17 protein-coding genes are annotated in these 20590 nt (G+C 67.9%); 5 read left to right on the forward strand and 12 right to left on the reverse strand.

Going from position 1 to position 20590, the window contains the following annotated elements:
- Window positions 1-11: 11 nt before the first annotated feature.
- The 4 genes from CWS39_RS14885 to CWS39_RS14900 form a co-directional block, all read right to left on the reverse strand.
- The gene (locus CWS39_RS14885) at window positions 12-2639 is read right to left on the reverse strand and encodes an AAA family ATPase (protein WP_102143699.1); all 2628 of its coding nucleotides are present in this window, start codon (window positions 2637-2639) and stop codon (window positions 12-14) included.
- Entirely contained in the window at window positions 2636-3784 is a 1149-nt protein-coding gene (locus CWS39_RS14890) for a metallophosphoesterase family protein (protein ID WP_102143700.1), read from the reverse strand. Before CWS39_RS14890 ends, CWS39_RS14885 begins: the two co-directional genes overlap by 4 nt.
- A gap of 123 nt (window positions 3785-3907) precedes the next feature.
- Window positions 3908-5284 (reverse strand): PepSY-associated TM helix domain-containing protein, encoded by a 1377-nt coding sequence (locus tag CWS39_RS14895; protein WP_102143751.1) that lies wholly within the window; start codon window positions 5282-5284, stop codon window positions 3908-3910.
- A gap of 106 nt (window positions 5285-5390) precedes the next feature.
- Complete coding sequence (locus CWS39_RS14900) at window positions 5391-5915, reverse strand: hypothetical protein (RefSeq protein ID WP_102143701.1); 525 nt, start codon at window positions 5913-5915, stop codon at window positions 5391-5393.
- 24 nt (window positions 5916-5939) lie between these two features.
- Between CWS39_RS14900 and CWS39_RS14905 the strand changes: the two genes are divergently transcribed.
- Window positions 5940-6482, forward strand: a complete 543-nt coding sequence (locus tag CWS39_RS14905; protein WP_102143702.1) for a SixA phosphatase family protein — start codon at window positions 5940-5942, stop codon at window positions 6480-6482.
- A 60-nt stretch (window positions 6483-6542) separates the two neighbouring features.
- On the opposite strand, the gene CWS39_RS14910 is transcribed toward CWS39_RS14905, so the two are convergent.
- Window positions 6543-7097 (reverse strand): DUF3558 domain-containing protein, encoded by a 555-nt coding sequence (locus tag CWS39_RS14910; RefSeq protein ID WP_102143703.1) that lies wholly within the window; start codon window positions 7095-7097, stop codon window positions 6543-6545.
- Window positions 7094-7675 carry a DUF3558 domain-containing protein gene (locus CWS39_RS14915; RefSeq protein ID WP_199178130.1) on the reverse strand — a complete coding sequence of 194 codons (582 nt, stop codon included), beginning with the start codon at window positions 7673-7675 and terminating at the stop codon, window positions 7094-7096. Before CWS39_RS14915 ends, CWS39_RS14910 begins: the two co-directional genes overlap by 4 nt.
- Before the next feature lie 87 nt (window positions 7676-7762).
- Between CWS39_RS14915 and CWS39_RS14920 the strand changes: the two genes are divergently transcribed.
- The 3 genes from CWS39_RS14920 (at window position 7763) to CWS39_RS14930 (ending at window position 13663) form a co-directional block, all read left to right on the forward strand.
- Complete coding sequence (locus CWS39_RS14920; RefSeq protein WP_102143752.1) at window positions 7763-9499, forward strand: ABC transporter ATP-binding protein; 1737 nt, start codon at window positions 7763-7765, stop codon at window positions 9497-9499.
- Window positions 9500-9507: 8 nt separating this feature from the next.
- The gene (locus CWS39_RS14925; protein WP_102143754.1) at window positions 9508-11403 is read left to right on the forward strand and encodes an ABC transporter ATP-binding protein; all 1896 of its coding nucleotides are present in this window, start codon (window positions 9508-9510) and stop codon (window positions 11401-11403) included.
- A 97-nt stretch (window positions 11404-11500) separates the two neighbouring features.
- Window positions 11501-13663, forward strand: a complete 2163-nt coding sequence (locus CWS39_RS14930; RefSeq protein WP_102143704.1) for a molybdopterin-containing oxidoreductase family protein — start codon at window positions 11501-11503, stop codon at window positions 13661-13663.
- On the opposite strand, the gene CWS39_RS14935 is transcribed toward CWS39_RS14930, so the two are convergent.
- Together CWS39_RS14935 and CWS39_RS14940 are read right to left on the reverse strand one after the other, a co-directional pair.
- Entirely contained in the window at window positions 13660-14229 is a 570-nt protein-coding gene (locus CWS39_RS14935) for a hypothetical protein (RefSeq protein WP_102143705.1), read from the reverse strand. The genes CWS39_RS14930 and CWS39_RS14935 overlap by 4 nt on opposite strands.
- A 76-nt stretch (window positions 14230-14305) precedes the next feature.
- Complete coding sequence (locus CWS39_RS14940; RefSeq protein WP_102143706.1) at window positions 14306-14506, reverse strand: hypothetical protein; 201 nt, start codon at window positions 14504-14506, stop codon at window positions 14306-14308.
- Window positions 14507-14544: 38 nt separating this feature from the next.
- On the opposite strand from CWS39_RS14940, the gene CWS39_RS14945 reads away from it, so the two are divergent.
- Window positions 14545-15387 (forward strand): AIM24 family protein, encoded by an 843-nt coding sequence (locus tag CWS39_RS14945; RefSeq protein ID WP_102143707.1) that lies wholly within the window; start codon window positions 14545-14547, stop codon window positions 15385-15387.
- Here CWS39_RS14945 and CWS39_RS14950 read toward each other — a convergent pair.
- The 4 genes from CWS39_RS14950 to CWS39_RS14965 form a co-directional block, all read right to left on the reverse strand.
- A complete protein-coding gene (locus tag CWS39_RS14950; protein WP_233213520.1) occupies window positions 15374-16624 on the reverse strand; it encodes an MDR family MFS transporter in 1251 nt (416 codons plus the stop codon). The two genes, CWS39_RS14945 and CWS39_RS14950, sit on opposite strands and share 14 nt — an antisense overlap.
- Window positions 16624-17649: a PLP-dependent cysteine synthase family protein gene (locus tag CWS39_RS14955; RefSeq protein ID WP_233213521.1), complete on the reverse strand. Its 1026-nt coding sequence runs from the start codon at window positions 17647-17649 to the stop codon at window positions 16624-16626. The genes CWS39_RS14950 and CWS39_RS14955 overlap by 1 nt, the downstream gene beginning before the upstream one ends.
- Before the next feature lie 189 nt (window positions 17650-17838).
- Window positions 17839-18249 carry a putative copper homeostasis (lipo)protein LpqS gene (gene lpqS / locus CWS39_RS14960; RefSeq protein WP_102143710.1) on the reverse strand — a complete coding sequence of 137 codons (411 nt, stop codon included), beginning with the start codon at window positions 18247-18249 and terminating at the stop codon, window positions 17839-17841.
- Between the two features lie 94 nt (window positions 18250-18343).
- The gene (locus CWS39_RS14965) at window positions 18344-20572 is read right to left on the reverse strand and encodes a heavy metal translocating P-type ATPase (RefSeq protein WP_102143711.1); all 2229 of its coding nucleotides are present in this window, start codon (window positions 20570-20572) and stop codon (window positions 18344-18346) included.
- Window positions 20573-20590: the final 18 nt, after the last annotated feature.

The following is a 20590-nucleotide window of genomic DNA, read 5'->3' on the forward strand; positions in this document are numbered from 1 at the left end:
GAGCGGTGATTTCAGGCGGTCAGTTCGATGTGGTGGGCGCCGGCGACGCTGGCGTAGCGCTGCGGGCTGCAGGTCAGCACGATGACCTGACCGTCGTCGCCGACGGCGTCGAACACCGCCCCCATCTTGGCCAGGCGGTCGGCGTCGGTGAAGCCCAGCGCGTCGTCGATGACCACCGGCACACTGTCCTGCGCGTCGACCAGCGCCGCCCCGGCGAGGCGCGCCACAATGCCGAGTTGTTCCTTCGCCCCGCCCGACAGCGAGTCGTAGGGCACCGTGCGGCCCGACAGCGTGCGACTGCAGATGCGCAGCTCGCTGTCGATGTCGACTTCGAAGCTGTCGCCGAACACGATGCGGCCCAACCGTTCTAGTTCCGCGCGGAACGGATCGACGTAGCGCGACCGGGTCGCGTCGCGGTGCCTGGCCATCACCGAACGCAGCATCTGTGCTGCGCGGGCGCGCCGGTGCACCCGCTGGTACTCCGCTTCGGCATGCTCGCGTTCGCTTTCGGCCGCATCCAGCTGGCCTTTGCGGCCTTCGGTGCCATACACCTTCAGCTGCGTGCTGACCTCCCGCAGCGCCTCGGCCACCTCGTCGTGCCGGCTGTCCAGGGAATCGGCGCGACGCACCGCGTCGTCGAGCGCCTTGGCCACGGTGTCGGGTGCGGTGCGGGCGAGTTCACCGCCCAGCTCTGCGACGCGGGTGGTGGCGCTCCTCGCGGCGTCGCCGTCCGCTTCGGCCTTGACGGCCAGCGCGTCATCGCTGACGGATTCACGTTGCAACGCCAGCCGTTGGCGCGCCACGGTCAATTCGGCGTGGGCGGCGCCCACCTTCTCGCGCAGCACGCTCGCCGCCGTGGACTTCTCGGCCAGCCTCTTGCCCGCCGCGGCGGCGACCTTGCGGCAGGTCTCACAGTGCGCGACGGCCTGCTGGTGAGCCGCGGCCGCCGCGTCGAGTTCAGCGCGGGCGGCAGCGGTGTCCACGGCCGTATCCCACAGCCCCGCCTCGGTGGGCGCGCCGTCGCGCAGTTCGGCCAGCCGTGCCCGCAGCCCGTCGACGGTATCGTCACCGGTCAGCGCGTCGCGGGTGACCGTCAATCGGTCGCGGGCGGCGATGAGTTCGCGACGCCGCTGGTCCAGCTGGCGCGCGCCTTCGACGTCGTCGACACCGCCGGCGGCCAGCGCTTCGGCCAGAACCCCTTGAGCCACATCGAGTTTCGCCTGCATGTCCGAGGCGGGCAGGCCCGGCACCACCCGCGCAGTGAGCAGCCCCGGCACCTCGATCTCGGTGGGCGCGGTGGCGCTGGCCGACCAGCCGGCGCCGGCGTCGAGCACCACCGGCGCGCCCGCCACCCGCAGCTCGATGTCGGCGGCCGCGACGAGTTCGATCTGCGCCGACGCGGCCTGCACCTGGGCGGCAGCACGCTCGACCGCCAGCGCCGCGGCTTCGATCGCCCGCATCGTCGTGTCGGTCAACGCGATTCCCGACAGCTCGCGCTCGATCCGATCCAGGTCGCGCTGCGCCGCGTCGATTTTGGTCAGCCGTCCGGCCAGCCGATCGGCCTCGTCGCGGTCGGCCAGTAGGTGCACCGCGCGGCGGGCGGCGTCGACGCGAGCCTGGCTGGTCTCCACCGCCGTACGCGCCGCGTCGGCCGCGGCGTCGGCTTCGTCCTGGACCTCACGCGCGGTCGCCTCCTCTTCGGCGGCCTCGGCTGCGGCGGCCTCGAGTTCGGCGATCGTGGCGGCGCGCTCGTCGATCTCCGCGCGCAGCCGGCGTCGTTCGGTGAGCGCGGTGACCGACGCGGCGTGCGTGGCGTCGGCCGCGGCGGCGACCACCTCGGCCTCCTTCAGCTGTTGCGTCAGCGCGGCGACGGCCTCGGCGGCCGTGCGCGCGACCGTCAACTGGTGCCGGGCCTGCTCACGCTCGGCGGCCAGCCGGGCGAGATCCTCGGTGAGCGCGGCGTGGCGCCGCACCGCTTCGTCCACCTCGGCGACGGCCGCGGCGCAGCGGGCCACCTCCGCGTCGGCGTCGTGCAGCCGCTTGACCGCCGCGGCCCATTCGCCGGTGGGGCGGCCCGTCGGCGTGAAGTAGCGAAGGTACTCGGCGTCGATGCGGTCGATCAGCAAGGGCTCACTGCCGGAGAGTTGCACGGCCTCACCGGCGGCGACGTCGAGCGCCCGGGACAGCGCATCGGAGCCGGACAGATCGACCGGTGCGGTCGCCGCGGCCTGCAGCACCCGCTGGGCGCGCCACAGGTCGAGGTCGACGGTCTCGTCCAGCAATGCCCGCACCCGCTCGTGCGCCTCGTCGCCGCTGAGCTCTTCGCGGCGCGGGGCCAACACCGTCAGCTGCGTCTCGCACCGTTTGTGGAACCGCTTGTGGTAGATGAATCGATAAGGGCCGGTGGAGATTTCGGCAGTGATCTCGGCACCCACATCGGCATGGGTGGGCTTGACCTGTTTGACCTCCTTCTTGGTGGACCGGTCCTTGGCCTCCAGCAGCAGGTCGAGCGCCTCGATCATCGACGACTTGCCGATCTCGTTGGCGCCGCTGACGACCACCACACCGCGATCGGGAAACTCGATCTCTCGGTGCGTGATGCCGCGATAGTTCGTCAGGATCAGCCGGTGCAGTCTCACGCGGCACCCCGGTCCACGAGGCGCAACAGCAATGCCAGCGCCGCCCGGGCGTCGTCGCCCTGCTCGCCCTCTTCCCTTGCGGCGGCAACCAATTCATCGACCGCGGCGGCCGCGAATCCGCCGATGCCGAGATCGTCGAACTCACCGTCGGCGGGAAGCACCGCGATATCGCTGTGCCGCTCCCAAACGGTGAGTGCCGCGAACACCCGGGCATAGCGGTCCAAGCACGCGTCGAGCGCGGCCTTGTCGGTGATGGTCAGCGAACCGCTCAACGCGAGCCGCACCACGGTGCGCTCTTTGTCGGCCATGAGGTCGAGGTTGATGTCGAGGTCGGCCACGTCGCGGCCGCTGTCCACTTCACGACGCAGTGTCACAAACCGCCACCGGCCGACCCGCCGCGGCTCGACCCGCACCGGCCTACTCGGATCGTTCTCGTCGATGTCGACCAGCAGCACGTGCCCGGGGTCGGGTTCGACGTCGTCGTAGTTGGTGACCTCTGGTGAGCCCGAATACCAGACCCGCCCCGTCGACCCGACCTCGGTGCGAGAGTGCTTGTCCCCCAACGCCACATAGTGCACGGCACCGCGGGCCAGCGCGTCCTCCACCGCGGCCAGCCGGATCAGCGACAGCTTGTTCTTGTCGGGATCCAGCACGTCGACGCCGCCGTGGCCGACGACGATGCGGGTGACCCCGTCGGCGGGCAAGCCGTCGAGCACGTCGGCGACCAGATCGGTCGTCGGCGCCTTGGAGCGCCACGGCGCGGCGACGAGCTGCAGACCAGGGCGCACCTCGTGCACGCCGGCCGTGTCGAGAACCCTGACGTTGTCGGGGCATTCGGCGGTGAACAGCGCGCTGGTGTAGACCGATGATGCGTCCAGCGGATCGTGATTGCCGGGCAGCAAGTACACCGGAATCCCGATGGCGCGCATGGCTTCCAGTGCCTGGCTGACGTCACGCGGGGCGAGCTGGTTGTGTTCGAAGACGTCACCGGCGACGACGACGAACTCCGCGCCCGCCTCCGCGGCCAGCGTCCCCAGGCCCGCGACGGCATCGCGGCGAGCGGCCGAATAGCGCGGCTGCGCCTCACCGTTGAGGAAGTGACGGGTCATGCCGAGCTGCCAGTCGGCGGTGTGCACAAATCGCATCTCGGCCCCTCCTTCCCGCTGCTCGATGCCGTTTCTGCGTCAGGCAAGGCGAGTGTAGGTCGGGCCTCCGACAAGTCGGGGGACCTCGATCGGCATGTGCGTCAGCAAACACCTTAGACAGCCCTAGAGCGAGCGGGCGACGCGTGCCCGGCGCGCCTTGACCGCCCCGATCACGGCGTCGAGCACCAGGAATCCGACCAGGCTGACGCCGAGCAGCGGCAGGAACCACCCCATCGCGATCGCGGTCACCACAATGGCCACGATCGCCACGGGATGCAGCGTGCGCAGCGCGCCACGCCGCGGCGCGCGTCCGAGCGCCCAGGCCGAGCCGCGGGTCGGGCGTCGCTGCCACCACATCCGGTACCCGAGCACGATGACGGCCACCAAGGCGACCGCGACGGCGAGCAGCAGCAATTGGTTCAGCCAGCCGAACAGGAAGCCCATGTGCATACGGATGCCCCAGTCGGCCAGCTTGGCGACGAAGGAGTAGTCGCGGTGGTAGTCGATGACGTTGGAGACCGTCAGCTTCGCGGGGTCCACGGCAACGGAATTGGTGGTCAGCCGGTAGGCCTTGTCGACCTCCGTCACACCGACGGCGTGACCTGGTTCGGCCGGCAGCGTGACCTCCAGCGGCGCGCGCACGCCGTGTCCGTTGGCGACAGCGACCACGCCGTCGAAATCGACTGGGCCACTGCTGTTCTGAATAGTCAGTTCGGTATTCAATTGTGGGCGTTGCCATCCGAATGCTGCGCGAATGTCGTCGACTGTCGTACCGGCATACAACGACCACGTGATTCCGGTGGCGGACAAGAACAACAACATCGGCAGTAGCCAAACCCCCGTCACACCATGCCAATTCATGGTGCGGCTTCGGCCCGCCACGCTGAGGTCCACGCGCAGTACGCGACCCGCACGGTTGCGCCGACGCTCGTTGCGTGCCTTGACGATCCACAGGTACACGCCGCCCAACGCGACGACCCACATCCACGACGCCGCAAGCTCGCTGTAGACGCGGCCCGGCTCACCGAGTTGCAGATGCCGATGCAGGCCGTCCAGCCAGGTACTCAGCGGCAGGTAGCCGAACCACACCGCCTCGTCGCCGAGCACCCGACCGGTGTACGGGTCGACAAAGACGGCGCGCACGGTGTCCTCGCCGAGAGCGGGGTCGGTGAACAGCACCCGCGTGGAGTCCGTCGGTCCCTCGGCCGGGCGCATGCCGGCGATGGCCAGCGCAGGGAACGCCTTCTCCGCCGCAGCGGCTTGCTCGGTGAGGGACAGCGGGTTGCCGGCGGGTTCGACGAACAGGATGTCGCCGTAGACGAGGCGTTCCAGCGACGGGGCCAGCGCATAGAGCGCGCCGGTCAGCGCGGCGACGAGGATGAACGGGGCGATCAACACCCCGGCGTAGAAGTGCAGCCGCAGCACGAGCGGCCGCATACGCGCCGGAGCGGTGGGGGCGACGGCCGGTGCGGCGTCGACAGTTTGTTCGGGCACAGACATAGAGGCTTCTTTCATGGAGTTCTTGCGGTGCGCTGGACGCAGCGACGACGGCGCGCGCGAGCGCACCGACGAGGTGAGGGAAATGCGGCGCTGGGCCGGGGTCAGGTCAGGCCGCTAGCGGCGGCGGCCCGCGGGTGCCCCACCCGCCGCAGACCACCGACCGCACCGCGAGGCCGGTGTGCGTCCACACCAGTCGGATGCATCGTTGCTCGTCGCCGCGAAGCGCCAGCAGCACCATGACCAGACGCCAGATGCTGCCGACAAGGGCAGCCAGCAGGCGCTCGGCCGCACAGATCAACGCCGCACCGCCGAGCGCGGCGACCAGATGCGCCGCCAGCATCGGCAGCGACCACTGGCCGGTATGCGTGTGGCCGCCGGCCACCGCCAGGACGCAGTGCCCGACAACCTGACCCACGGACAGGTACAGCGTCACCGCCGGCACGGAACGACGCGCTTTCGCCGAGGATGCGAGCGCGCCGATGACGGCGCACGCGAGGACAAGCACGACAAGTGAGGGGCTGGCGGGCAAACCGCCGCCGCCGAGGCTGTGCGCGCCGATGGCCGTCGCGGCCGCGCAGGCGCCGACGAAGCCACCCCGCATGCGGGCGGCGGTCGCTCGGGCGGCGCTCATTCGTCGAAGCGTACCGTCTAGCGCGTGGTCGACCGGCGGGCAGGAGCGAAGCGACTCGGGGATGGACGCGGCTATCGCACCTTGCTGTTACTTCGGCACGCCAAGTCCGACTACCCGCCCGGGGTGGTCGACCACGATCGCCCGCTGGCCCCCCGCGGCATCCGCGAGGCCGGCCTGGCCGGGGATTGGCTGCGGGCGCACGCGCCGGCGATCGACGCGGTGCTGTGCTCGACGGCGCAACGCACCCGCGAAACGTTGGCGCGCACCCGGATCGACGCGCCGGTGCGCTTCGTGGAGCGGCTCTATGACGCCACGCCGGGCGCGGTGATCGAGGAGATCAACGGCGTCGACCCTGACGTGGAGACGCTGCTGGTGATCGGCCACGAGCCGGCGATGTCGCAGGTGGCGCTGGGCCTGGCCACCGCTGAGGGCAGCAATACCACTGCGGCCGCAAGCATTTCGACAAAGTTTCCGACGTCCGCGATCGCGGTGCTGCGTACCGCCGAGCCGTGGGAGGCGCTGACGCTGAGCAGTGCGGCGCTGGTGACGTTCCACGTGCCGCGCTAGACAGTGATTTCGGCGCGCGCAGTCGCGCTGAGCGCGACCAACTGCGCCGAAATCGCCGGGCTAGGAGGCGGTCGCGAGCGTCAGCTCCATCAGCTTGATCGCCATCCCGCACGCATCCATGCCCGGCGCCTGCGGGTTCACCCACCACCCGACGACGCCACCGGCGTCGCTGGCCACACCGCAGGAGCCGTTGGGGTCATTGGGCCGCATGACAATCGACTGGACACCGGCGACCGAGCGGTTCTCGATCTGGTACTCCAGCTTCTGCGCGACCTCGCGTTCGTTGTCCAGGCTGCCCTGCTCGAACCAGAACCGGGTGATGTCGATCAATCCGGCGGGATTGGCGGCCTGCCACCGGCATACCGCGCCGACGAAGGTGCTCTGGATGTCCAGCGGGTCGGCGCCGACCGTCTCGGCGAGGATGTCCTCGGTGAGCACCTCGCATTCCTTGAGCAGGTTCGGGTACTGCCGCTCGGAGTCGTCGTTGCGCGGCACGTCGCCCGACCCCGCCATCGCGGGGGCACCCTCCACCGTTCGGGTGCAGCCCAGCAGCATCGTCGCGGCAGCCAGCAGCGTGGCCAACCCGGCGAACAACCGGCGGTAGCGTCGGCTCATTTGGCGTTCACAATCGACTGGCGGGTGAGTTCCTTGGCGACCTCACACGGGTCGGGGAACGGTTTCTCCGCGTAGCTGACCGACCATTCGATGAAATCGTCCTCGAACTGGATGCCGATCTCGCACAGGTTGGTGCCCAGGGTCAGATCCTCACCGATCGCGATGAAGCCGTTGTGGCCCTCGATGTTGATGTCCTCCACGCTGGCGCGCGAAAGCTCTTCGGTCTTGCGCTCACGCCCGATCGGGCTGCCGCGAAACCAGGTGAACGAGAAATGCGGGCCGACGATGCTGCCGCCGACCAACCACTGGCACCCCACCGACGTGGTGGCGGTGTTCACCAGCCCGGTGACCCGGGTGAGCTCACCGATGGTCTGATCGCTGATCCCGCCGCATTGCGGGAAGAAGGGCCCGTGCTGGATGTTGTCCTGGGCCTGGGTGGTTTCCGTCGCCTCGGGTGAGGCCGGCTCCGAATCGGAGCACGCGGCCAGCGCCGCAATCATGGCCGCCGCTAACGCCGTCAACGCCTTGATGTTGCGGGTGCGGCCTGTGTCTGACGTGCGGGGGGTCACGCCTTGCACTGTAGCGGGGCGGGGTTGGGTCAACCACCGACATGCCGATTGACCAGGCTTTTCAAGCCACCGACGGGAATGTGCGACAGTTACGAAATGCTCTGGGCGCTGCTGCGACAGTACGTGCGGCCGTACCGAGGGCTGCTCACCGTCGTAGCCGTGCTGCAGGTGATCAGCACACTGGCGTCGTTGTATCTGCCGACCGTCAACGCCGCGATCATCGACGACGGCGTGGCCAAGGGTGACACGCGCAGGATCGTCGAGCTCGGCGGTGTGATGCTCGGGGTCACCGCCCTGCAGGTGTTGTGCGCCGTCGGCGCGGTGTACTTCGGGTCGCGGGCCGGTATGGGTTTCGGCCGCGACCTGCGCTCGGCGATCTTCCACCACGTCATCGGCTTCTCCGCCGCGGAGACCGCGCGCTTCGGTGCGCCGTCGCTGCTGACCCGCACCACCAACGACGTCCAGCAGATCCAGCTGCTGGTGCAGCTGACCTGCACCATGTTGATCACCGCGCCGATCATGTCGGTGGGCGGTGTCTTCATGGCCATCCACCAGGACGCCGGGCTGTCGTGGCTTCTGCTCGTCAGCGTGCCGGTGCTGGCGCTGGCGAACTACTGGATCGTGTCGCACATGCTGCCGATCTTCCGCACCATGCAGCGGCTGATCGACGGCATCAACCGCGTCATGCGCGAGCAGCTCTCCGGCATCCGGGTGGTCCGCGCCTTCGCCCGCGAGCCCTACGAGCGGGCGCGGTTCGCCCAGGCCAATCAGGCGTTGGCCGACACCGCGCTGGATGCCGGCCGATGGCAGGCGCTGATGCTGCCGGTGACCACACTGGTGATCAACGTCTCCAGCGTGGCGCTGATCTGGTTCGGCGGCTTGCGCATCGACGCCGGGCAGATGCAGGTCGGATCGCTCATCGCGTTCCTGTCCTACTTCATGCAGATCCTGATGGCGGTGCTGCTGGCGACGTTTATGTTGGTGTCGTTCCCGCGGGCCTCGGCGTGCGCCGAGCGGATCAGCGAGGTGATGTCGACCGCGCCCGGGATCGTCAGCCCGGCTCATCCCGTGCTTCCGGGCACCATCAGCGGCGAGATCCGGCTGGAATCCGCGGAGTTCAGCTATTCCGGCGCGGAGAAACCTGTGCTGGAGGATGTTTCGTTCGTGGCGCAGCCCGGCACCACGACCGCCATTGTGGGGTCGACGGGTTCGGGCAAGTCGACGCTGGTGTCGCTGATCTGCCGGTTGTATGACGTCACCGCCGGTTCGGTGCTCATCGATGGCGTTGACGTGCGCGATTACGACACCGAACAGCTCTGGACCGCAATCGGATTGGTGCCGCAACGCGGGTACCTGTTCTCCGGGACGGTGGCCGACAACCTGCGCTACGGGAAGGCCGATGCCACCGACGACGAGATGTGGGAAGCACTGCGGGTCGCGGCGGCCGACGATTTCGTCCGCCTGCACGCCGACGGTCTGCAGATGCGGGTGGCTCAGGGTGGGATCAACTTCTCCGGCGGGCAGCGGCAGCGGTTGGCGATCGCGCGCGCCGTCATCCGTCGGCCGGCCATCTATCTGTTCGACGACGCGTTCTCGGCGCTGGACGTGCACACCGACGCCCGGGTTCGTGAGTCCTTGGCTGAGGTGTCGGCCGGATCGACGGTTGTCATTGTGTCGCAGCGCATTTCGACGGTCGCCGAGGCGGACCAGGTGATCGTCGTCGACGACGGTCGCGTGGTGGGCGTAGGCACACACACCACGCTGCTGGCGGACTGCCCCACGTACGCGGAGTTCGCGGATTCCCAGTCGATGGGCGCGGGGGCTCGACCGTGACCGGCCCGATGGGGCGTCCCATCCGCGGAGTCATGCAGGCGCCGACGGAGCGCTCGCGCGACTTCAAGGGCTCGGCCATCCGGCTGGTCAAACGCCTCACCCCGCAGCGCGGGCTCACCGCGTTGGTGATCCTGCTGGGGGTGGCCGGCATCGCGATCGGTGTGATCGGGCCGCGAATTCTCGGGCACGCCACCGATTTGTTGTTCAACGGGGTGATCGGTAGGCAACTGCCCGCGGGTCTGTCCAAGGAGCAGGCCGTCGACGCCGCCCGCGCACGAGGCGACAACACCTTCGCCGATCTGCTGTCCGGCATGGACGTGGTGCCCGGTCGCGGCGTGGACTTCGCCGCCGTCGGCCGCACGCTGCTGTTGGCGTTGGGCTTGTATCTGATTGCGGCGCTGCTGGTTTGGATCCAGGCCCGAATCCTCAACGTCGTGGTTCAGCGCACCATGGTGGCGTTGCGGGCCGACGTCGAGGACAAGGTGCACCGGCTGCCACTGTCGTACTTCGACTCCCGGCAGCGCGGTGAACTGTTGAGCCGCGTCACCAACGACATCGACAACGTGCAGACCTCGCTGGCGATGACGATCAGTCAGCTGTTGACGTCGGTGCTGACGATTTTCGCGGTGCTGGTGGCGATGCTGACTATCTCACCGCTGCTGGCGCTGATCACCGTGACGACGCTGCCGTTGTCGCTGTGGGCGGTTCGCTGGATCACGCGACGGTCCCAGCGGCTGTTCGTCGCGCAGTGGGCCAACACCGGCCGGCTCAACGCGCACATCGAGGAGACCTACAGCGGTTTCACCCTGGTGAAGACGTTTGGGCACCGGGAGCACGCGCTGGCCCAGTTCCGCGATTTCAACGACGACGTCTACCACACCAGCTTTGGCGCACAGTTCTTTTCGGGGTTGGTGGCGCCGGCGACGACGTTCATCGGCAACCTCAGCTATGTCGCAGTGGCGGTGGTGGGCGGGGTGCAGGTGGCGACGGGCCAGATCACACTGGGCAGCATTCAGGCGTTCATCCAATACGTGCGCCAGTTCAACCAACCGCTGACGCAGGTGGCCGGCATGTACAACACCATGCAGTCCGGGGTGGCCAGCGCGGAACGCGTTTTCGACCTGCTGGACGCCGACGAGGAGCCGCCGGACGCACCGCGGGCGTTGCCGTCGCCCGACGGGCAGCGGATCGGCCGCGTGGAGTTCGACCACGTGAACTTCAGCTACCGCCCCGGCATCCCGGTGATCGAGGACCTGTCGCTGGTCGCCGAACCGGGCAGCACCGTCGCGATCGTCGGGCCCACCGGGGCGGGCAAGACGACGCTGGTGAACCTGCTAATGCGGTTCTACGACGTGGACTCGGGCCGCATCCTCGTTGACGGCGTGGATATCTCGACGGTCAGCCGGCACTCGCTGCGGTCGCGGATCGGCATGGTGCTGCAGGACACTTGGCTGTTCGGCGGCACCATCTACGACAACATCGCCTACGGCCGACCGGACGCCGGCGAGGACGAGGTTGTCGAGGCCGCCAAGGCCGCCTACGTGGATCGGTTCGTGCACACGCTGCCCGACGGGTATCAGACCTGGGTCAGCGACGACGGCGGCACCATCAGCGCCGGCGAGAAACAGCTGATCACGATCGCCCGGGCATTCCTTGCCCGCCCGGAGCTGCTGATCCTCGACGAGGCGACGAGTTCCGTCGACACCCGCACGGAGCTGCTGATCGCCCACGCCACCGCCGAACTGCGCCGTGATCGGACAAGTTTCATTATCGCGCATCGGCTTTCGACGATCCGCGATGCGGATCTGATCCTGGTGCTGGAGGACGGGCGGATCGTCGAACGCGGCACCCACGCGGAGCTGTTGGCCCGGCACGGCGAGTACTGGGCCATGGCGCGGGCCTAGTTCCTGCCGAGAGCAGATGGGGCGCGAGCCGAAATCAAGCGGTGTGCTCAATCCGAATCGGGTGATGCCGTCGACGACAGTTCGGCACGATGGACGCATGTCGACCACCGTGCATACCTTCTGTAGGTACTGCCTGGCCGCGTGCGGTGTCGAGGTGACGGTCGAGAACAACCGCGTCACCAAGATCGCCGCCGACAAGCAGAACCCACACAGCTGGCGGGATTTCTGCGCCAAGGGCCGCACCGCGCACCAGCTCGTCGAGCACCCGAGGCGAATCCTCAATCCCATGCGGCGCGTCGGCGACACCTACGTCGAGGCCAGCTGGGACGAGGCGATAGCCGACATCGCCGCCAGAATGAACGCGCTCATCGACGCGGACGGCCCCGACGCGGTCGGCGTCTACTACGGCAATCCCACCGGGTTCTCCTCGTCGAACGTCATCTTCATGAACGGCTGGCTGGACGCGATCGGCACCCACAGCCGCTACTTCGTCGGCTCGGTCGACCAGAACGCGATGCATGTGGTGGCAACGGCGATGTACGGGTCGATGCTGATGTCGCCGGTCTCCGACATCGACAACTGCGACTACTTCCTGCTGATCGGCACCAATCCCGCTGTCAGCGCGTGGAATTGGCTGGAGACGGTGCCCGGCGGCTGGCGGCGGGCGCTGGATCGGCAGAAGCAGGGCGCGACGATTGTCGTCGTCGACCCGTTGCGCACCGAGTCCGCCGAGAAGGCCGACGTACATCTGGCCGTCCGCCCGGGACAGGACTGGGCGCTACTGCTGGCGATGGTGAAGGTGATCCTCGACTTGGGCCTCGAGCATCGCCAGGACTGCGCGGAGCTCGCGACCGGAGTTCCCGAGCTGCGGCGGCTGGTCGGCGAGGCGGACCTCGACGATCTGGCTGCGCGATGCGACCTTCCGCGCGAACGCATCGAGCGGGTGGCGCGCGACTTCGCCGCGGCCCAGGCCGCGATGGTGGTCACCCGCACCGGCGTTTCGCTGCACGCCGGCGGAACCGTCGCGGAGTGGCTGGGCCATGTGCTCAACGTGATCACCGGGCGGATGGACCGACCGGGCGGACGTCGTTTCGAGCCCGGCTACGTCGACACGCTCCGGCTCGCGAGTTTCGCTGAGGCCAAACCGCACAAGAGCCGGCTGGCGGGTCGCGAGATGGTCGCCGGCGCACACGCGCTGTCCGAACTGCCCGACGAAATCACCACGCCGGGGCCCGGCCAGATCCGCGCTTTGATGATCAATTGCGGCAATCCGGTCGTGTCGGGGCCGGACGGCGCCAAGCTCGACAACGCGCTGGCGCAACTCGACCTGCTGGTGGCGATCGACTTCGTGCAACGGGAAAGTCACCGCCACGCGCACTGGCTGCTGCCCGCGGTGCACTGGCTGGAACGCGACGACCTGCTGGCGTTCACCAGCAGCATGCACGACGAACCGTATGTGCAGTACGGGGCGAAGGCCGTCGACCCGCCCTCAGGCGCCCGCGAGGAGTGGCGCATCTTCGTCGATCTGGCGCTCGCGATGGGTAAGCCGCTGTTCGGGGCCAGGGGTGTCAACGGATTCATCAAGGCGACTCGGCGCCTCGCCAGGATCAGCGGGCGGCCGGGTCTCGCGTTCGGCCCGCGCTGGCTCGATCGCCTGATGGTCGCGACGTCGCGAAAAATCAACGGGCGCAAGCTGAAATGGCGCGACGTCATGGCGCATCCGCACGGCATGGTGCTCGGCCCCCGCGAGTTCGGGCATTTCCGCGAGGCGCTGCGCACCGACGACAAGATGGTGCACGCGGCACCGCCGGAGTTCCTCGCGCGGGCACGGGAATTGCTCGCCGAACCGCACCCTGCGGCGCCGGACGGTTACCCGTTTCAGTTGGGCAACCGCCGCCATCGGCATTCCATGAATTCCTGGCTCAACGAGCTGCCGTCGCTGCATCCCGCGGGCAAACACAACGAGGTGCTCGTTCACCCCGAAGACGCTGCGGCCCTGGGCATCAGCGACGGTGACCGGGTGAAGGTGTACTCGACGGTCGGTGCGATCGAGCTGCCCGCGTCGATCAGTGATCGTCCGCGCCGCGGTGTTGTGGTGATCGACCATGGTTGGGGCTCAAGGATTTTCGATCCGCGCGGCGGTCAGCAGCCCGAATCCTACGGCGTGAACCGCAACCTGCTCGTCGACGGCGGATTGCTGGACCCGCTCTCGCAGACCTCGACGCTGAGTTCGGCCTACGTGGGGCTTGAGCGGGTCTAGACCCCGGGGCCCTCGGCGCGGAGGTCGTCGACGTTCTTCATCGCCTCGCGCAGCTTGCCCAGCCACTCCTCGGCGTGTTCGCCGCCGAGCTTGACGCACCACGCCAGTGCGTCGGACCGCGACCGCGCCACCCCGGCATCCACCAGGGTGTCGAGCACCTGACGCTCCGGCTGCTTGAGCCGCGTCATCACGGGAACGGCGATATGGGTGAACAGGATTCGCTCATAGCTGTCGGTACCGACTGCCCCGATTTCGACGCCCCAGGAGACCTTACGGCCGAACCTCTCCTCGGCCTCGTCGGCGATGCGCATGCGCTCGGGGCGGGTTTCCTCGCGGAACCGGGCCACCCGACCGGAGGCGCGGGCTTCGGTTTCGCCGCCTTCGGGTTCGGGGAGACGACCGATGACGGTGATCTCTTCGCGGTCGACGACAACTGTCGGATCGCCGACGAACCAGTCGTCGGGCAGACGCCCGGCGAACCAGTCCGATGCGTCGCTTGCATCGGGTTGATGGGCCTGTTGCCAGCCGCCAGGGCGGCCGGGCCGACCATGGAAATGATGTCGCATGATTACATAATTACACTGTTACAACGCCGGTGATACGGGTTTCACCTTCAGCGAACGGTTCGGTAAAAGCCGCTGGTCAGCGCTTCATCAGGACCGCGGCACCGCCGGCGAGCACCAAGGCGATCAACAGCAGCGCGGCCCATCCCGCGCCGAACACCACCCACACCACACCGACTGCGATGAGGGCCGGCGAGACGGCGAACAGCACCATGCCCGGATGCTGCTTGATGACCGCGAGGGCGCTATTGGCCCGAGTGCGGTCGATTTCCTTTGCCATGCCCTAAGGATGCCAGCCGTTGGCCTACTTTGGTGTCCATGACGACAACTGGTCAACCGAGCTGGCAACCCGACCCCGAAGGCCGCTACGAGTATCGCTGGTGGGATGGCCAGCGCTGGACCGATCAGGTCTCGCATCGCGGCCAGGTGAGCCAGGCCCCGATGGGCGGGCCGCCTCAGGCTGTCCCGGTCGCCGCCGCCTCCGGTGACGGGTTCGCGGGCATCACAGGCGATCTGGTCGACGGGCGGTTCAGCGAAAAAGAAGCCCAGCCGATCGCCAATCAGAACACGAAGATGCTGCGCGTGCGCCTGGGCGAACCGTTCATGGCCCGACAGGGGTCGATGGTCGCCTATCAGGGCAACGTCGACTTCGCCTTCGAGGGCGGCGGCGCGTCGAAGTTCATCAAGAAGGCATTGACGGGTGAGGGTCTGCCGTTGATGCGATGCCAGGGCCAGGGCGATGTGTTTCTCGCCGACCGCGCCTTCGATGTGCATCTGCTCCAACTGAACAACGCGGGTTTGTCGATCAGCGGCAAGAACGTGCTGGCGTTTTCCTCAAGCCTCGACTGGAACATCGAGCGCGTACGGGGCGGCAGCATGGTGGCGGGCGGGCTGTTCAACACCACGTTGCGCGGCACCGGCTGGGTGGCGCTGACGACCGACGGTCCGCCCGTCGTACTCAATGCCGCGGAGGCGCCGACCTTCGCCGACACCAACGCCGTGGTGGCCTGGTCGGCGAACCTGCAGACCCAGCTCAAGACGAGCTTCAAGGCGGGCGCGCTGATCGGCCGGGGTTCCGGTGAGGCGCTGCAGGTTTCGTTCTACGGCAACGGGTTTGTCATCGTCCAGCCCTCCGAGGGTGTTCCGATCACGGTGCAGTGACAGTGCGCGCGGGTTGCAGGCGCTTGGCGCGGTCGAGGCTCCACAGCGCCAGCGCCGACAGCGCCCCGACGAGAACCAAACCCGCCCAGACCAATTCACTGACACCCGCACCCCGGGCCGCGGCCAACAACGAGCCGGTGGCCACATTGCCCAACAGGATTCCGACGCCGACGATGGTGTTGTAAAAGCCGTAGTGAGTGGCCACAAGCCGCCCATCAGCGAGCGCGACGACGGTGTCCATCTCGAACGGAAACACCGCGACAGATCCGACCGCCAGAAAGACCGTCGCCACCACCAAAGCGGTGATCCCGGCGACGGTACCGAAACGCGTCCCGTCGGGAACAATGGTCAACGGCATGAACGACACCGCAAGGATCGTCATGCCTACGACCAGACTGCGCCCTGATCCCCAGCGCGCCGCGAACCAGCGGGTGATGCGCAACTGCCCGGCCACCGCGACCAGCCCGGAAACCACGAAAAGTACAGCTACGAGCAGTGATTCGGCATGCGGCACCAGATTCGCCGCTTGCAGCGGCAAGGCCAGGTAGATCTGGAAAGACAACACGTACGAGCCGATCATCGCCGCCGCGAACGCCAAGAATGAGTGGTTGGCCACCACTACCCGCCAGTTGTCGATGATCGAGGTCTTCTCCGCGGCTGGTTCGGCGCTGTGCTGTGGCAGTGCGAGCAGCTGCGCCAGGGTCAGCCCGGCGAAGACGAGTGCCGCGGCCAGCGCGGTGATCCGGAAGTCGAACACGACCAAGGCCAGCCCGACCAGCGGCCCCAAGAGGATGCCCGCCTGATAGAAGATGTTGAACAGGGCAAAGGCCTCGACGCGTCGTTCACCGGCGTCGGCCGCAAGGTAGGCACGCACCGCCGGGTTGAACAGTGCTCCGGCAAAACCCGTTGCCGCGGAAGCGATCAGCATCGCAGGCAAGGAGTTGGCCACGGCGAGCAGGCCGAAGCCGCCCGTCCGCAAGAGACATCCGGCGACGATCAACGGTTTGTAACCGAGTCGGTCCGCGAGCGTCCCGCCAAGGATGAACATGCCCTGCTGGGAGAAGTTGCGGACCCCGAGCACCAAGCCCACCGCCCACGCCGCCAGCCCCAGCGGGCCCGCGAGGTAGCCGGCCAGATACGGCATCAACATGTAGAAGCCCATGTTGATGCCGAACTGGTTGATCATCAGCATTCGGCTCGGCACGTCGAAACTGCGGAACTGTGCTAGGAATCCCATCAGCCGGCCACCTCCATCGGGTCGATCACCGTCTCGCAGCGGGTCCAGGACTGCACCACGTGCTCGCCCGGGTGGGCGATCAGCGCCGGCTCGCTCGGCGGGTCGCGATCGAGCAGTCCGTGTTGACGGCAGTAGTCGTCGTTGTAGACGGTGTCGAAATAGCGCTGCGGACCATCGGGGAAGACGGCTGCAATCGTGGTTCCGCGCGGGTGATTACGCGCCGCCCAACCGGCAACGAGCGCGACCGCGCCGACGCTCCATCCGCCACTGGCATAGTGCGTGGCGGCCAATGTGCGGCAGGCCCACACCGCCTCCGCCGGTGCCACCCAGTGCACTTCGTCGAAGGCCGCGTAGTCGACGTTGCGCGGATAGATGCTCGATCCCAGCCCCCGCATCAGACGCGACGACGCGGGTTGACCGAAGATCGTCGAGCCGATCGTGTCGACACCGATCAACCGCATGTCCGGGTTGAACTGACGCAGCACTCGCGCGATCCCGGCCGAATGCCCGCCCGTCCCCACCGAGCACACCAGCATGTCCACCTGACCGAGTTGGGCATTGAGCTCCAACGCGAGCGGCTGATAGGCGTCAACGTTGTCGGGATTGTTGTATTGATCGGGATACCAGGCGTGTTCGTCGTGGGACAAGAGCTCGGCCACCCGGTCGCGGCGCGCCTGCTGCCAGCCACCGGCGGGATGCGGTTCGGTGACCAGATCGACGTAGGCGCCGAACGCCGACAGCATCCGCTGAATGATGGGCTCCATCCCCGGATCGGTGACCAGGGTCACCGGATGCCGGTACATGGTGCCCGCCAGCGCTAGGCCCAAACCGAATGTGCCACTGGTTGATTCGATGATTCGTGCACCGGGCTGCAACTCGCCGCGGGCACGGGCGCGTTCCACCATGTGCATGGCGGGCCGGTCTTTCATGCCGCCCGGATTGAAGCCTTCGAGCTTGGCCCAAAAGCCGCGGTCGCTGCTACTGAATGGCGTGGAAATCCACAGCACCGGTGTGTGGCCGACCATTGTGCTCGGCTTGCGGTTTCTGCGGAGATCGCGATGTCGTGGCCCCGACAGTTCGGGGGCATGGATGGATAGGGCATGGTTCATGACGTCATTCGCTTCTGCATCGGAGCCGCACTTGCGCGGCCGCTGAATCGGACAGCGGTCACCAACCGTTCGCGACAGAGGCGCGATCGGCCTGATGCTGACCGTTCAGCGACGGGCGATGCAGAGCCGGGTCAAGAGCTGTTGACCGGCGAGGGTGGCGGGCTGCACCCGCGGTGGACCGCGGATCACCGGAAGGACGCGCCAGATGCACACTCCCGTCGCGACGACGACGGCGGCGACCAGGGCCAGCGCCGTCAACGTGGTAGCTGTCCGCGGGAGCACCGCTGAGGCCAGGTCGGGCGCGTGGTGTGTGGTGGCGTCCTGGATGTGGGGGTGCTCCACGATCGCCGCAGTCTCGTGTCCGGTCGACGCCGCAGTGGCGTGCGGAAGATGGACGGCAGGCGCATCGGACCCCGACATACACCAGTCGGAGGCGATGACGAGCACCCAGCACGCGGCCGCCACCGCGATCGCTGACCTCAGCAGCGACCGAGTGCGGGCGTCATCGAACGTCACAATGCACCCGACTGTAAGTGGTCGCTGTTCGGGGGGCGAGAAGGACGCGGGCCAAGGTCATGTTGTGACACAGTCGCAACCTGGGGTCGACCGGTCATCGTGACTGTGTCGGCTGAAAACCGCGCAGCCGCAGGCTGTTGCTGACCACAAACGCCGAGGAGAACGCCATCGCCGCGCCGGCCAGCATCGGGTTCAGCAGGCCGGCGGCGGCCAGCGGCAGGGCGGCGACGTTGTAGGCGAAGGCCCAGAACAGGTTGCCCTTGATGGTGGACAACGTCTTGCGGGACAACCGGATTGCGTCGGGCACGGCACGCAGGTCACCGCGCACCAGCGTCAGATCGCTGGCTTCGATCGCCACATCGGTGCCGGTGCCCATCGCGAGCCCGAGATCGGCCTGCGCCAGCGCCGCCGCGTCGTTGACGCCGTCGCCAACCATGGCCACCACCTTGCCCGCGGCCTGTAGTTGTTTGACGGTGGCGACCTTGTCCTGTGGCAACACCTCAGCGATGACCTCGTCGATGCCGACCTCTTTGGCGATCGCACGCGCGGTGGCTTCGTTGTCTCCGGTCAACATGATCGGCGTCAGGCCCAGCGCCCGCAGCTGGCCCACCGCCTCGGCCGACGTCGGCTTGACCGCGTCCGCCACCACGAGCACCGCGCGCGCCTTACCGTCCCACCCGACGGCGACGGCCGTCTTGCCGTCGGCCTCGGCCTCCTGCATCGCGGCGGTCAGCCGGTCCGGCAGGGGCTGCGACCAATCGGCCAACAGCCGGGGCCGGCCGACGATCACCGCATGCCCGTCGATAATACCTTGTACGCCAAGCCCTTCCAGGTTCGTAAAATCCGTGGCCGTCGGCAGTTCACCGACCTTGTCGCGGGCGCCCGCAGCGATAGCCTTGGCGATCGGATGTTCCGAAGCGTCCTCCAGTGCGCCCGCAAGCCGCAACGCCTGATCGGGCTGTTCGTCGTCAGCGGTGATCACGTCGAGCAGGGTCATGGCGCCCGTGGTGACGGTGCCGGTCTTGTCCAGCACGATGGTGTCGATACGCCGAGTCGACTCCAGCACCTCGGGGCCCTTGATGAGAATGCCGAGCTGCGCGCCGCGGCCGGTGCCGACCATCAGGGCGGTGGGCGTGGCCAGGCCCAGCGCGCAGGGGCAGGCGATGATCAGCACAGCCACCGCGGCGGTGAACGCAGCGGCGACGGGACCCCCGGTACCGATCCAGAATCCAAGCGTGGCAACGGATAGCGCGATGACGATCGGCACGAAGATCGCGGAGATCTTGTCGGCCAGCCGCTGTGCCTTCGCCTTGCCGTTCTGTGCGTCCTCGACGAGCTTGGCCATCTGCGCAAGCTGGGTGTCGGAGCCGATCCGGTTGGCCCGCACCACAAGTCGTCCGCCCACGTTGACGGTGGCGCCCACCACCTGGTCGCACTGGCCGACCTCCACCGGCACCGATTCGCCGGTGAGCATCGACGCGTCCACGGCCGACGAGCCGTCGATCACCACGCCGTCGGTCGCGATCTTCTCGCCGGGGCGGACGATGAACTCGTCGCCGACAGCCAGCTGCTCAACCGGAATACGCTGTTCCACACCGTCTTTCAGTACGGCGACGTCCTTGGCGCCCAGTTCGAGCAGTGCGCGCAGCGCGGCGCCAGCCCGCCGCTTCGAGCGGGCCTCGAAATAGCGGCCGGCCAGGATGAACGTCGTGACGCCGGCGGCCACTTCCAGGTAGATGTTGCCGGTGCCGTCGGTGCGGGAGATGGTGAGCTCGAACGGATGCGTCATGCCGGCCATCCCGGCGGTGCCCCAGAACAGCGCATAGACCGACCAGCCGAACGCGGCGATGGTGCCCATCGAGATCAGCGTGTCCATGGTGGCGGTGCCGTGCCGCAGGTTGGCCCACGCCGCCTGGTGGAACGGCCACGCGCCCCACACCACCACCGGCGCCGCCAGCGTCAGCGACAGCCACTGCCAGTTGGTGAATTGCAGCGCCGGGACCATCGCCATCGCGATCACCGGCACCGATAGCGCCAGCGAGATCAGCAGCCGCTGACGCAGCGACGCGGTCGGGTCATCCTCGGACGGCGCACCTTCTGGGGCCTTCGGCGCAGGCAGCGCGGCGGTGTATCCGGCTTGCTCGACGGCCGCCACCAGCTGGTCTGCGGAGATGTCGCCCGCGTAGTCGACGCTTGCCTTTTCGGTCGCGAAGTTGACCGTTGCGCTGACCCCGTCGAGCTTGTTCAACTTCTTCTCGATGCGCGCGGCACATGAGGCGCACGTCATGCCGCCGATCTGCAGTTCGACGTGGCCGGTTGCCATGGTGCTCTCCTGAAAGTT

Origin of the sequence: Mycobacterium hubeiense, from assembly GCF_002838065.1 — a bacterium.
GTDB classification, from domain to species: Bacteria; Actinomycetota; Actinomycetes; order Mycobacteriales; family Mycobacteriaceae; genus Mycobacterium; species Mycobacterium hubeiense.

Coding starts and splice junctions, on each gene's coding strand:
- CWS39_RS14890 (WP_102143700.1), bottom strand. CDS start 3,784: ATGCGATTTGTGCACACCGCCGACTGGCAGCTCGGCATGACCCGTCAC.
- CWS39_RS14895 (WP_102143751.1), bottom strand. CDS start 5,284: ATGTCTGTGCCCGAACAAACTGTCGACGCCGCACCGGCCGTCGCCCCC.
- CWS39_RS14900 (WP_102143701.1), bottom strand. CDS start 5,915: ATGAGCGCCGCCCGAGCGACCGCCGCCCGCATGCGGGGTGGCTTCGTC.
- CWS39_RS14910 (WP_102143703.1), bottom strand. CDS start 7,097: ATGAGCCGACGCTACCGCCGGTTGTTCGCCGGGTTGGCCACGCTGCTG.
- CWS39_RS14920 (WP_102143752.1), top strand. CDS start 7,763: ATGCTCTGGGCGCTGCTGCGACAGTACGTGCGGCCGTACCGAGGGCTG.
- CWS39_RS14925 (WP_102143754.1), top strand. CDS start 9,508: ATGGGGCGTCCCATCCGCGGAGTCATGCAGGCGCCGACGGAGCGCTCG.
- CWS39_RS14930 (WP_102143704.1), top strand. CDS start 11,501: ATGTCGACCACCGTGCATACCTTCTGTAGGTACTGCCTGGCCGCGTGC.
- CWS39_RS14935 (WP_102143705.1), bottom strand. CDS start 14,229: ATGCGACATCATTTCCATGGTCGGCCCGGCCGCCCTGGCGGCTGGCAA.
- CWS39_RS14940 (WP_102143706.1), bottom strand. CDS start 14,506: ATGGCAAAGGAAATCGACCGCACTCGGGCCAATAGCGCCCTCGCGGTC.
- CWS39_RS14945 (WP_102143707.1), top strand. CDS start 14,545: ATGACGACAACTGGTCAACCGAGCTGGCAACCCGACCCCGAAGGCCGC.
- CWS39_RS14950 (WP_233213520.1), bottom strand. CDS start 16,624: ATGGGATTCCTAGCACAGTTCCGCAGTTTCGACGTGCCGAGCCGAATG.
- CWS39_RS14955 (WP_233213521.1), bottom strand. CDS start 17,649: ATGGTCGGCCACACACCGGTGCTGTGGATTTCCACGCCATTCAGTAGC.
- CWS39_RS14965 (WP_102143711.1), bottom strand. CDS start 20,572: ATGGCAACCGGCCACGTCGAACTGCAGATCGGCGGCATGACGTGCGCC.